At 68.6% G+C, this 12525-nt stretch carries 12 protein-coding genes; 2 read left to right on the top strand and 10 right to left on the bottom strand.

Annotated features, from left to right (window positions below; translation table 11 throughout):
• Nucleotides 1-21 precede the first annotated feature (21 nt).
• Nucleotides 22-639, bottom strand: coding sequence for a TIGR03085 family metal-binding protein (locus tag P0W64_RS11975; protein ID WP_275480349.1), 618 nt, complete (start codon nt 637-639; stop codon nt 22-24).
• 115 nt (nt 640-754) lie between these two features.
• On the opposite strand from P0W64_RS11975, the gene P0W64_RS11980 reads away from it, so the two are divergent.
• The gene (locus P0W64_RS11980) at nt 755-1399 is read left to right on the top strand and encodes a hypothetical protein (protein WP_275480350.1); all 645 of its coding nucleotides are present in this window, start codon (nt 755-757) and stop codon (nt 1397-1399) included.
• Here the strand turns inward: P0W64_RS11980 and P0W64_RS11985 are convergent, their stop codons facing one another.
• From P0W64_RS11985 to dapB, 7 genes are all read right to left on the bottom strand, one after another.
• Nucleotides 1400-3310 carry a ribonuclease J gene (locus P0W64_RS11985; protein ID WP_275480351.1) on the bottom strand — a complete coding sequence of 637 codons (1911 nt, stop codon included), beginning with the start codon at nt 3308-3310 and terminating at the stop codon, nt 1400-1402.
• Nucleotides 3307-4203 carry a 4-hydroxy-tetrahydrodipicolinate synthase gene (dapA, locus tag P0W64_RS11990; protein WP_275480352.1) on the bottom strand — a complete coding sequence of 299 codons (897 nt, stop codon included), beginning with the start codon at nt 4201-4203 and terminating at the stop codon, nt 3307-3309. The genes P0W64_RS11985 and dapA overlap by 4 nt, the downstream gene beginning before the upstream one ends.
• A gap of 50 nt (nt 4204-4253) precedes the next feature.
• Nucleotides 4254-4745 (bottom strand): dihydrofolate reductase, encoded by a 492-nt coding sequence (locus P0W64_RS11995; protein ID WP_275480353.1) that lies wholly within the window; start codon nt 4743-4745, stop codon nt 4254-4256.
• A complete protein-coding gene (locus tag P0W64_RS12000; protein ID WP_275480442.1) occupies nt 4745-5503 on the bottom strand; it encodes a thymidylate synthase in 759 nt (252 codons plus the stop codon). The genes P0W64_RS11995 and P0W64_RS12000 overlap by 1 nt, the downstream gene beginning before the upstream one ends.
• 175 nt (nt 5504-5678) lie before the next feature.
• Nucleotides 5679-6131 carry a flavodoxin gene (locus P0W64_RS12005; protein ID WP_275480354.1) on the bottom strand — a complete coding sequence of 151 codons (453 nt, stop codon included), beginning with the start codon at nt 6129-6131 and terminating at the stop codon, nt 5679-5681.
• Entirely contained in the window at nt 6128-6604 is a 477-nt protein-coding gene (locus tag P0W64_RS12010) for a hypothetical protein (RefSeq protein WP_275480355.1), read from the bottom strand. The genes P0W64_RS12005 and P0W64_RS12010 overlap by 4 nt, the downstream gene beginning before the upstream one ends.
• Complete coding sequence (dapB, locus tag P0W64_RS12015; protein WP_275480356.1) at nt 6601-7344, bottom strand: 4-hydroxy-tetrahydrodipicolinate reductase; 744 nt, start codon at nt 7342-7344, stop codon at nt 6601-6603. The genes P0W64_RS12010 and dapB overlap by 4 nt, the downstream gene beginning before the upstream one ends.
• 32 nt (nt 7345-7376) lie before the next feature.
• Here dapB and P0W64_RS12020 point away from each other — a divergent pair, with 32 nt between their 5' ends.
• Nucleotides 7377-8336: a magnesium transporter CorA family protein gene (locus P0W64_RS12020; RefSeq protein WP_275480357.1), complete on the top strand. Its 960-nt coding sequence runs from the start codon at nt 7377-7379 to the stop codon at nt 8334-8336.
• 72 nt (nt 8337-8408) lie between these two features.
• On the opposite strand, the gene P0W64_RS12025 is transcribed toward P0W64_RS12020, so the two are convergent.
• Together P0W64_RS12025 and P0W64_RS12030 are read right to left on the bottom strand one after the other, a co-directional pair.
• Entirely contained in the window at nt 8409-11093 is a 2685-nt protein-coding gene (locus tag P0W64_RS12025) for a glucosidase (RefSeq protein ID WP_275480358.1), read from the bottom strand.
• Nucleotides 11086-12516: an MFS transporter gene (locus P0W64_RS12030; protein ID WP_275480359.1), complete on the bottom strand. Its 1431-nt coding sequence runs from the start codon at nt 12514-12516 to the stop codon at nt 11086-11088. The genes P0W64_RS12025 and P0W64_RS12030 overlap by 8 nt, the downstream gene beginning before the upstream one ends.
• Nucleotides 12517-12525 lie beyond the last annotated feature (9 nt).

The following is a 12525-nucleotide window of genomic DNA, read 5'->3' on the forward strand; positions in this document are numbered from 1 at the left end:
CAGGTAACGAGAGCCGGACGTTCAGAGTGAGCGTGTGACCTTGGTCAACAGATCGATGTCGGCATCGCGGCCCTCGAAGGTGACCAGGGCGTCGTCGCGTCCGAACGCCCACATGGTGATCTCGCCGGGCGCACCTATCACCGTCACGGGATTGCCTCTGCCCGCCGTCACGACGGTGCCGTGCTCCGTCGTCAGTGAGATGCGCAGCGGTGCGCCCCGCAGGGTGAGGCGTGCGAGCCGCGCGAGCGCGGCCCGCAGGCCCTTCTCCACGCCCGGGTCGAGGTGTCGCGGGCTCCATCCGGACTTCGCGCGCCGGATGTCTTCGCAGTGCACGAAATACTCGGCGAGGTTCGCCTGCTCGTCGAAGAAACGGTACGGCGACAGTCGCGGCGGTCCCGATGCAACCTCGGACAGCAGTCGTTCGAACGAGCGAGCTGCGATGCCCGCCTGCACCCTCTCCGTATAACCGGCCAGCGGCTTGAGGAGGATTCCGGGCGCGGCGTCCAGCCGAGACTCGCGGAGCACGAGATGGGCGAGCAGTTCGCGGACCGTCCACTCGCCGCACAGCGTGGGCGCATCGGGGCCGGCCGCGCGCGCGGCCTCGACGAGGGCGGCGCGTTCGATACGTGCGGGCTTCACCCCACCGACCTTATCCGTGATCCGGGGATCCGCACCGGACTGCGCGCACGCGGCGGGAGGACATCGTACGGAAAAACAACTGATGATCCAGATCACAGAGTTCTATCGTTACTGCATGCATCGGATGACGCGCGTCGCAGCAGCGACGGCCACCGCCCTGCTCCTTCTCCCCCTTACGCCCGCCGCGGCCGCTCCCGCGCCGCCCGACCCGAACAAGGTCGTCATCCAGCCGTCCGACGTGCCCGCCGGGTACCGGTACGTCCGCGCCACCGTCGGGTTCGCGGACAAGACATGGATCCCGGGGCATCCCGAGTGCCAGGCCGCGCTCGACCGCTACACCGCCCGCGGGAAGCAGGCCCGCCGGGCTGCGGCGTCGGCCATCCGCGTGGGCGACAGCGGTACATCGATCTCGATGATGGTCGACGACTTCGACTTCCTCAGCGCGATGGGCGAGGCGACGAGATCCTGCCTGACCGACACCCCGCACCCGACCGCCACCCCGACCCCGACCGCAACGGCCACCGCGCGGCCCGAGATGCCGCGCACCGCCGCGGTGGCCGTGCCCGCCGACCTCGCACGCTACGGCATGAAGGTCACCCGCTCGACCTCGGCGAAGTACACGTCGATGTCGACGCTCGCACCGATCGCGGTCCGCGGCGACTACATCACCGCGACCGCGTCCAGCACCAGCGGCGCCGACGTCACGGCGGCGTACTGGCAGGTGCTGCGGCGCCAGATCCAGCGGATCGAGGCGGGGTAGCTACTCCCCCACCGCGATGACGGTAGGCACGATCATCGGCTTGCGGCGATAGGCGCCGGCGACCCAGCGACCGACAGCCCGTCGAACAGCCTGCGCGATCCGGTGCGGTTCCTTGACTCCCTCGGCGGAGAGTTGCGCAAGCGTCTCCTCGACCAGCGCCGCAGCCTCCTTGAGTGCCGACGGGTCGTCGGAGAACCCGCGGCCGGAGACCTCGGGCGCAGACACCGCGCGGCCCTCGCCGTCGACGGCGACGGTGATCGAGATGAACCCGCCCTCGCCGAGGATGAGCCGATCGGACAGCGTCGACTCGCCCACGTCGCCCACGGACAGGCCGTCGACGTACACGTGGCCCACCGGCACCTGCCCGACGATCTTCGCGACGCCGTCGACGAGGTCCACGACCACGCCGTCCTCGGCGAGCATCACCCGTTCCTCCGGGACCCCCGTCGCCACCGCCAGCGCGGCATTTGCGCGCAGGTGCCTCCACTCGCCGTGGACGGGCATCGCGTTGCGCGGCCGCACCGCGTTGTAGAGGTAGAGGAGCTCGCCTGCGCTCGCATGGCCGGATACGTGGACCTTCGCGCTCTGCTGCGTGATGACCTTGGCCCCGAGCTTCGCGAGCCCGTTGACGACGGCGAACACAGAGTTCTCGTTACCCGGGATGAGCGAACTGGCGAGCACCACGAGGTCATCGGGCGAGATCGTGATCTGCCGATGCTCACCGCGCGCCATACGCGACAGCGCCGCGAGCGGCTCGCCCTGCGAACCGGTCGAGATGAGCACGACGCGGTTGTCGGGCAGCGACGCGGCCGTGTCCAGGTCCACCTCGACGCCCTCGGGCAGGTGCATGTAACCCAGCTCCTGGGCGAGCGCCATGTTCCGCACCATCGAACGACCGACGAAGGTGATACGGCGATTGTGCGCGACCGCGACCTCTGCGATCTGCTGGATGCGATGCACGTGCGAGGCGAACGACGCGACGATGACGCGGCCCTTCGCGCGGCCGATCACGTTGTCCAGCACCGGCCCGATATCCCGCTCGGGCGTCACGAAGCCCGGCACCTCGGCGTTGGTGGAGTCGACCAGGAACAGGTCGACGCCGGCGTCGCCGAGCCGGGAGAACCCGGCCAGATCCGTGAGGCGACCGTCGAGCGGCAACTGGTCCAGCTTGATATCGCCGGTATGCAGCGCGACCTGTCCACCCGCGTGGATGGCGACGGCGATCGCGTCCGGGATCGAGTGGTTGACCGCGAAGTACTCGCACTCGAACGGCCCGTGCTGTGTGGACTCGCCCTCGCGTACCTCGACCAGCTTCGGCCGCAGCCGGTGCTCGTCGCACTTGGCCTTGACCAGCGCAAGCGTGAACTTCGCGCCGATCACGGGGATGTCGGGCCGCAGACGGAGCAGGAACGGCACGGCGCCGATGTGGTCCTCATGACCGTGCGTCAAGACGATGGCCTCGACGTCGTCCATGCGGTTCTCGATGTGCCGGAAGTCCGGGAGGATCAGGTCGACACCGGGCTGTTGGTCCTCCGGGAAGAGGACGCCGCAGTCGACGATGAGCAGCTTGCCGTCGTACTCGAAGACCGTCATGTTGCGGCCGATCTCCGAGATCCCGCCGAGTGCGACCACGCGTAGGCCGCCCTTGGGCAGCTTGGGCGGGGTGCCGAGCCGATGCTGCGGCGCAGGCGCCGGCTTCTGCTGCTGCTGCGCGCGGCCGCGGCCGCCGCGCTTGTTGCCCTTCTTCGGCTTCTCCTGCTTGGGCGGGGCCTTTTCGGCGGGCGCCTGTGCTGCCTCGGCGGGCGGGCGAGGCGGCTCCTGCTGCTCAACGACCTCGCGAGCGGCGGACGTCTGGATCACGGGCGGACCTGCCTGGCGGGTCGCCTTGCGCGGACGGCGCGATGAGGTCACGAGAGCACTCCCGCCCGCTGCATGAGGGCCGCGATCGCATCGAGTTGCTCCGTCGACGCGGAGACCTGCGGCAGCCGGGGCGGTCCGACCTGCAGACCCTGCAGGCTGAGGGCGGCCTTCGAGAACGTGACACCTCCCACGAGCGCCATGGCGCGGAACAACGGGACGAGCGCGGCGTTGATGTCGCGAGCGCGAGCCACATCGCCGGCGAAATACGCTTCGCGCAGCGCGGCGAGCTGTGGCGCGGCGACGTGTCCGATCACCGAGACGAAGCCGACGGCGCCCACCGACAACCACGGAAGGTTGAGTGGGTCGTCGCCGGAGAGGAACTGCAGGCTCGTCGACGAGATCAGGTCGGCGCCGGCATTGAGATCGCCCTTGGCGTCCTTGACCGCGACGATCCGCGGGTGCTCGGCGAGGCGGCGCAGGGTCTCGGTCTCGATTGGCACCACGGATCGTGGGGGGATGTCGTACAGCAGGATCGGTAGTTCGGTGGCGTCGGCGACGGCGGTGAAGTGCGCGAGCAGCCCCGCCTGTGGCGGGCGAGAGTAGTAGGGCGTCACAACGAGCAGGCCGTGCGCGCCGGCCTCGGCCGCGTCCTTCGCGAATACGACGGACTCGGCGGTGTCGTAAGTGCCACAGCCCGCCGTGATCTGCACGCGGTCGCCGACCGCGTCGATGATCCCGCGCAGGAACTCGAGCTTCTCCTCGGGCTGCGTGGTCGGCGACTCGCCCGTGGTTCCCGCGACGATCAGCCCGTCCACGCCCTGGTCGGCGAGGTGGGCGGCGAGCTTCTGGCCCGCGTCGACGTCCAGCTTTCCGTCACCCGTGAAGGGCGTCACCATCGCGACGGCGATGGCACCGAAGGGGGTCGTTGGCGCAGACGAGGTCATGGTCGTAGAGGCTACTAGGCGGTGCCCGCCTCCCGGTACACGCGGCCTGTTCAGATGCGGCCCGCGTCCCGGCCACCGGCGCGCCGGTACGTCAGCCAGCGGAACCGTGGGCCCGCCGACGACGTCTGCCAATCGCCGGTCTCAGTCCGCTCGAACCCGCCGTCGACCGCGGGGGCGTACGCGTCTCCCCCGTGGGTTCCCGCGACCTCGGTCACCTCGAGCACGTCGGCGAACGGCAATGCCGCGGCATAGATCTCGCCGCCGCCCATGACCCATACCTCTCCCACCGGAAGCGTCACGTCGTGCTGCACGACGGCACCGTCGGCGCGCCAGGCCGGATCCCGCGTGACGACGATGTTCCGCCGCCCCGGCAGGGGCCGGAACCGCTGGGGTAGCGAATCCCAGGTCTTACGACCCATGAGAACCGTTGCACCGCCGGTGATCTCGCGAAAGTGTTGCATATCCTCGGGGATCCGCCACGGAATGGCACCGTCCGCACCGATCACGCCGGCCTCGTCCTGCGCCCAGATGAGGCCGATCATCAGACGGCGACCGCGGCCTTGATCGCCGGGTGGTGCCGATAGTCGTGGATCACCACGTCCTCGTATTCGTAGTCGAAGATGCTGTCGCGCCTGCGCAGTTCCAGCCGCGGGTACGGGTAGGGATCGCGGCTGAGCTGCTCGGTCACCTGCGAGGTGTGGTTGTCGTAGATGTGGCAGTCGCCGCCGGTCCACACGAAGTCCCCCGGCTCCAGGCCTGCCTGCTGCGCGAACATATGCGTCAGGAGGGCGTAGGAGGCGATGTTGAACGGCACGCCGAGGAAGAGGTCCGCACTGCGCTGGTACAGCTGGCAGCTCAACCGCCCGTCGGCGACGTAGAACTGGAAGAACGCGTGGCATGGCGGCAGCGCCATCTGCGGGATCTCACCGACGTTCCATGCGGAGACGATGTTGCGTCGCGAAGTCGGGTCGGACTTCAGCAGGTCGAGGGCAGCGGCGATCTGGTCGACGTGCTCACCCGACGGTGTCGGCCAGTTGCGCCACTGCACGCCGTAGACGGGACCGAGATCCCCTTCGGGGCCGGCCCACTCATCCCAGATCGTGACGCCGTGGTCGCGCAGCCACTCGACGTTGGAGTCGCCGCGCAGAAACCACAGCAGCTCGTAGACGATGGACTTGAGGTGCACCCTCTTGGTGGTGACGAGCGGGAATCCCTCCGACAGGTCGTAGCGCAGCTGGCGGCCGAAGACGCTCCGGGTCCCGGTGCCGGTGCGGTCGGGGCGGTGGGTCCCGTTCGCCATCACGTCGCGCAGGAGGTCCTCGTACGGCGTATCGATCACGAGCCCGATTCTACGTCGGGCGCTCCGCCGCTCCCCGCAGCGACGTTCCGCTGGCGCAGGCACAGATCACGGCCGATGCGGCGAGGCGTCGGTATATTTGCCATGCCTGAGCGGAGGGGCCGAGATCCGGACGCGGTCAGGCCATCAACGACGCGGCCACGGTGCCGCCGAGTTCATGACAGGCCTCGCGATCGGCGGCGGACGGGGCACCGATCACCTCGAGCACCGCCGCGACCTGCTCGAGCCCGAGGCCGCCCGTCAGTTTCAGCACCGACGAGGCGGCTCCTGCGGTGTCGTTGTTGCCGTGCACCCAGAGGCCGAACGGACGTCCCCGCACGGCATCGAGCGACGGGTAGTAGACGGTATCGAAGAAGTGCTTGAGAGCCCCCGACATATAGCCGAAGTTCGCGGTCGTCCCGAAGAGGTACCCGTCCGCCTCGAGGAACTCGGCCGCGGAGCACACGAGTGCCGGCCGCACGGTCACGTCGACACCGGAGATCTCGGGGTCACGTGCTCCTTCGACCACCCGCTCGAGCATCTCCCGGACGCCGGGCGACGGGGTGTGCTGCACCACCAGCAGGCCGCTCATCGCTGCTCACGTTCCATGCCGACGGCCTTCGTCATCCACGATCGGGCGCGGGGCCGGTCGCCGGCGTAGTCGTACGCGCGTGCCAGGCGATACGCGGCGAGCCAGGAGCCCGGGTCCGCCTCGTACTCGGCCTTGACGGACGCGAAGAGCTCGTCGGCGGCGGCACGCTGGACACGGCCCGACGGCATCGTCGGGAGGCCCGAGACGTCCAGGTCCCGGCCCGCCTCGCGCGCGAGCCGCACGAGCCTTTGATGCGCGAATCCGTTGCGCAGGATCGCCCAGAGCATCCAGACACCGATGAGCGGCAGCACCAGCACTGCGACACCCAGGCCCACTCCCGCGGCACCGCCACCACGCATTATCCGCCAGGCCCAGTCTCCGATGATGACGCAGTAGGCGATCATCGCGATCGCCAGGAACGCGATCACAGCGAGCTGCGGCAGTGGCGAGCGCCCTCGCTCGGCTGTGCTCACAGGTCCAGCAGCGGTTCGATGCCGACCGTGAGTCCGGGCCGCTCCGACACGGAGCGGACGCCCAGCAGGACACCGGGCACGAACGAACTGCGGTCGAGCGAGTCGTGACGGATGGTCAGCGTCTCCCCCTGGGTGCCGAGTAGGACCTCCTGATGCGCGACCAAGCCGGCGAGCCGGATGGAGTGCACACGCACGCCGTCGACCCGAGCACCCCGCGCACGGTCGAATTCAGCGGATGTGGCGTCGGGGACCGGTCCGCGCCCCGCGTCCTCGCGCGCCTCGGCGATCAACTCGGCGGTCCGGTACGCCGTACCCGACGGTGCATCCGCCTTATGCGGATGATGCAACTCGATGACCTCCACGGACTCGAAGTACTTCGAGGCCTGCGCGGCGAAGCGCATGCAGAGCACCGCGCCGATCGCGAAGTTCGGGGCGACGAGGACGCCTACACCCGGCTTCTCGGCGAGCCATCCGCGGAGGGTGTCGAGGCGGTCGTCGGTGAAGCCGGTCGTGCCGACAACGGCGTGGATCCCGTGTTCGATGAGGAACTGCAGGTTGTCCATGACGACGTCGGGGTGGGTGAAATCGATGACCACCTGCGTGTCCGTGTCGAGGAAGTCGGTGAGCGAGTCGCCGGCATCGACCCGGGCACTGAGCGCGAGGTCGTCGGCCGCGTCCACCGCGTCCACCATCGCCCGACCGACCTTGCCACCGGATCCCAGAACACCCACGTTAAGCATGGGCCCAGGGTACCGGCGCTACCGTGGCGCGCATGAAGGTGACCACGTACGCCTGGCAAGGGGGCGCGCAGACGCATGCCCCGGAGGGCCTCGACGACGTGCTGGGCCTCGTCGAGGACCCCGACGTCCTGGTGTGGGCGGACCTACTGGATCCGACCGAGGAAGACCTCCGCCCTCTCGCCGACGCCCTGCGCCTCGACCCGCACGCCATAGAGGACGCGCTGACACAGCACGAGCGACCCAAGGCGGTCCGCTACGGCGACGTGACGTTCTGCACGTTGTACGCGGTCTCCGACCGCGGCGTACTGGCCCGCATCTCGATGTTCGCGATGCGCGGCGGGCTCATCACCGTGCGGCTCGGACAGAGTCTGGACCTCGACGAGATCGCACACGACTTCTCTGAGAACCCGGATTTCCAGCGGTTCGGTTGCCGCGCGCTGGAACTCACGCTTCTCGATGCGGTGGTGGACGGCTACACCGCACGCGTGACCGCCGTCGACGAGCAGCTCGACGACCTCGAGTCGATCCTGTTCGAGAACCACATGGGCAAGCGCATCGCGACGGACACGTTCGCGCTGCACAAGCAGGTCGGCACGCTCCGGCGTGTGGTGCTGCCGGTACGGGACATCGCGGGGTCACTCGTCCGCCGGACCGCAGCCGACGAGGGCCTGCGCGAGCTCCTGCCATACGCGGAGGACGTCTACGACCACACCATGCGCGCGGCGGACTGGGTCGAGGGTCTGCGCGATGCGGTCGAATCCGTGCGCTCGACCAATCTGGCGCTCATGGACTACCAGATGAACGCCGTGATGAAGAAGTTGACGTCATGGGCTGCGATCATCGCGGTGCCGACCCTGATCACCGGCTACTACGGCATGAACGTGCCGTATCCGGGCGACGGGAAGTCGATCGGATACTGGTCCAGTGTGATCGCGATGGTCGTATTGGTCGCCGTCCTGTACATAGCGTTCCGGCGCCGCAACTGGCTGTAGCAGGGCGACCGACCCACGATGGAGTCCAGGAGCAGTGGGCACGCGCAATCGGGACCGAGCGATCGGTGCCTTTCACGCCGACGGCGGCTCCAACGGCAGGCGCGGGTTGTGCAGATGGGCGACGAGGCCGGTCCACCCGGTCTGGTGGGTGGCGCCTAGTCCCTCGCCCGTGTCGCCGTCGAAGTACTCATAGAACGTCGGGTGCCGCTGCCACAGCGGATTCCGCGCCGACTCGATGCGCGCACCGTCAGCCGGGCGACGGCCGTCTACCGGCCGGAACAACGCGGTGAGCCCTCCGTCGATGACGTCGGCCGCCTGCTCGAGCGTGCACATGTTGTCGCTGCCCGTAGGGATCGCGATCAGGAAGTCCTCCCCGAAGTGACGTCCGTAGGTGCGCAACTTGTCTGCGAGCAGCACGTTCACCGGGAACCAGACGGGCCCGCGCCAGTTCGAGTTCCCGCCGAAGAGTGCGGTCGCCGACTCCCCCGGCTCGTAGGTCATGGACACCTCTCGGCCGTCGATGTCCTCGGACACCACCTGCTCCGCTTTCGACAGCGACCGGATACCGTACGGCGCAAGGAACTCCGCCGGGTCGAACATGCGCTCGAGAATCCTCCGCAGGCGCTCCGGCGACACGAGCGACAGCAACAGCTTGCGCCCCTCGTCACCGGCGCTCAACACAGGCTTCACCAGTTCCGGGCGGCGCTTACGCAACCAGCTGAGCCGCGACGTCACGTCGGGACACTCTTCGGCGATCCACGCCGGGACGTCGGTAGCGCCCAGGATCGGCAGCAACCCCACCATCGATCGCACGCGCATCGGGAGCGCCGTGCCGTCCGGCCGCACGAGCACGTCGTAGAAGAAGCCGTCCTCCTCGTGCCACAGCGAGATACTTTGTGATCCAAAGGAGTTCATCGCCTTGGAGATGGTCAGGAAGTGTTCGAGGAACTTGGTGGCGCAGTCCTGCCAGGCCGGGTCGTGCCGGGACAGCTCTATGGCAATCTTGAACATCTGTTGGCAGTAGAAGGCCATCCAGCTGGTGGCATCGGACTGCTCCAGGCGGAAGCCGGGTGGCAGCGGCGCCGATCGGTTGAAGAAGCCGATGTTGTCCATGCCGAGGAAGCCGCCCTCGAAAACCCCTGTGCCGTCGGAGTCCTTGCGGTTGACCCACCACGAGAAGTTCATCAGCAGCTTCGTGAAGACGCGCACCAGGAAGTCCTGATCGCGATATCCGTCGATGCGATAGACGTGCCACGCCGCCCACGCGTGTACAGGCGGGTTGACGTCACCGAACTCCCACTCGTAGGCCGGCAGCTGGCCGTTGGGATGCATCGCCCACTCGCGGCACATGAGAACGAGCTGCTCCTTGGCGAAGTCCGGGTCGACATGCGCCAACGGGATGCAATGGAACGCGAGATCCCATGCGGCGAACCAGGGATACTCCCACTCGTCGGGCATCGAGATCACGTCGGCGAGCGAGAAGTGTCGCCACGTGGTGTTACGGCGCCCGGGCTCGTCGCGCTCGGGCGGGGCGGGAGCGCCTACGGGATCGCCTGCGAGCCAGCTCTCCACGTCGTACCGATACAGCTGCTTGTTCCATAACATGCCCGCGTACGCGCGCCGCGCGACGTGTTTGTCCTCGTCGGGCAGGTCCGCGTGAATCACCTGTGCATAGAATTCATCGGCGTCGGCACGCCGGTCCGCGACGACGGCGCCGAATCCGGGACCGAACGTGTCCAAGCTCGGGCGCTCGCGCTGAAGACGCAGCCGCACAGTGACACTCGCGCCAGGGGCGACGTTCTCGAAGCGGTACCAGAAGGCCGCCTTGGTCCCCACTCCGTCGGGATTGACCGTGCCGGAGGCACCGTCGACCACCCGCTTGTTGATGCCGTCCTTGGGGTACGGCGTCGCGTTGGCATCGAGACCGAACAGATCGACCGCGTCGGTCTCGTTGTCGCAGAACAGGATCTCGGGCGTTCCCTCCGCGGCTAGGTAGTACTCGCCGAGCATGCCGTGCGTAACCTTCACCACCGCGGCGTCGCCGACGTCCGGGTCCACCCGCTCGATCGATCCGCGCCGATCGTCGTGACCCCACGCCCACGTGTTGCGCAGCCACGCGGTGGGCAGCAGGTCTAGCGGCGCCGGGAACGGCCCGTGATTGACGGCCTCGATGATCATGCATACGTCATCGGGCGCGGCCTTCGCATAGGTGACGTGGACGTCGAAGAACCTGTCGTCCGCGAAGATGCCGGTATCGGCGAGCTCGAACTCCCGCTCGCCACGTCCGCGCCGCGCGTTCTCTTCACGCAGCCGCTCATACGGGTACTCGGCGTGCGGGTAGCGGTACATCCACTGCATCCACGAATGCGACGGCGTGCCGTCCACCGCCCACCAGTACTCCTTGGCGTCCTCACCGTGATTGCCCTGCGCGTTGGTCAACCCGAACAGCCGCTCCTTGAGGATCGGGTCGTTATGGTTCCACAGGGCGACAGCGAGGTTCAGGAATCCGTAGCGGTCGCAGATGCCACCTAGCCCGTCCTCGCCCCAGCGGTACGCGCGGCGGTGCGACTGTTCGAACGAGAACGAGCTCCACGCGTCGCCGCCCGCACTGTAGTCCTCACGCACGGTCCCCCACTGCCGGCCGGCCAGGTATGGGCCCCACAGGCGCCAGGCACCGTCGGGCCCGGGAGACTCGGCGAGCCGGGCGTGTTCTGCGGTGCGCGGGCGCGCAGGGGTGGTCTGGGTGTCGTCAGGCACGTGCCTCATTCTCGCGCACCGCACCCGACGGTGCCGGGTGAGTGGAGGGCATGGCACGCGGCAGTAGCAGCGCCAGGACGACGGCGACTGCGATCAGCGCGGCGCTGCACACGATCGCGACGCGGTAGCCGGGCAGGACGTCGGCCGCGCCTTCCGCGGAGACGCTCGTCGAGACCGCCACCAGCGCTGCGAGGCCGAGCGCACCACCCAACTGCCGCGCCGTATTGACGAGCCCCGAGACCATTCCCGCGTCGGTCGGCGCGAGGCCCGCAGTCGCGACGTTGGGCAGTGGCAGGAAGGTCATCCCGATACCGAACGACGTGACCAGGGACGGCAGCAGCACCGACAGCAGGAAGCCGCCGTCGGCACGCAGCGGAGCGAACAGCAGGAAACCCACGGTGGCTATCACGCCACCGAGCACGACCACCACGCGTGGCCCCACCTTGGGCAGCAGCTTCGTGGCGACCGCGATCGAGGCGACTATGCCGGCGCAGAACGGCAGGAACGCGACGCCTGTACGAGTCGCCGAATAGCCGAGCCCGATCTGCAGGTACAGCGACACGAAGTAGAAGGCCGCGAACTGACCCGCGACCACGACGGCCATCACCAGGCACGGCACGGCGACCGATCGCGTTGCGGCGATGCGCAGGTCGACGAGCGGCACGGGTACTCGCCGCTCGACGGCGACGAACGCCGCCAGCAGGCCGGCGGCCAGCACGAACGGCACGGCGGTGCGGGCACCGTCGTGCTCGGGTGCGGTTACGAGGGCATACGTGAGGATGGACAGCCCACCCGTCGCCAGCACCCCGCCGAGCCAGTCGGTGGAACCGTGCGCATCGCGTGCCGCGCCCGGTGCACCACGGACGGCGAGCGCAGCGCCCGCGAGCGCGATCACCGCCCCGCATGCGACGACGGTGCGCCACCCCAGGGCGTCCGTGAGGACCCCGGACAACACGACCCCTGCGGCACCGCCGGATGCCGAGCCGATCGCCACCGCGGCGAAAGCCTTAGCACGTTCGGCGGGTTCGGTGAAGACGACGGCCACCGATGCCATCGCGGCGGGTGCGACCGCGGCGGCAGCGGCGCCCTGCAGGACCCGTACCGCGACCAGTTGCCACGGCTCGCTGACCGCATAGGCGGCGAGGGACGCGAGAGCGAACAGGATGAACCCGCCGAGCAGCATCCTGCGCGGCCCGACGCGATCCGTGAGACGTCCGCCCAGAAGCAGGAGCCCGCCGAACGCGATCGCGTACGCATCGACGACCCACGACAACCCGGCCGCGGAGAAGTGCAGGTCGTCGCGGATCGCGCGGAGTGCGACGTTGGTTACGGAAGCGTCGAAGGCGACCAGGAATTGGGCGACTCCCCCGAGGACCATGGCCGGCACGGCGGCCGGCACAAGGGTTTGTGTACGTGACATCATAACTAACTA

The organism is Tsukamurella sp. 8F (assembly GCF_029167375.1).
Taxonomy (GTDB): Bacteria; Actinomycetota; Actinomycetes; order Mycobacteriales; family Mycobacteriaceae; genus Tsukamurella.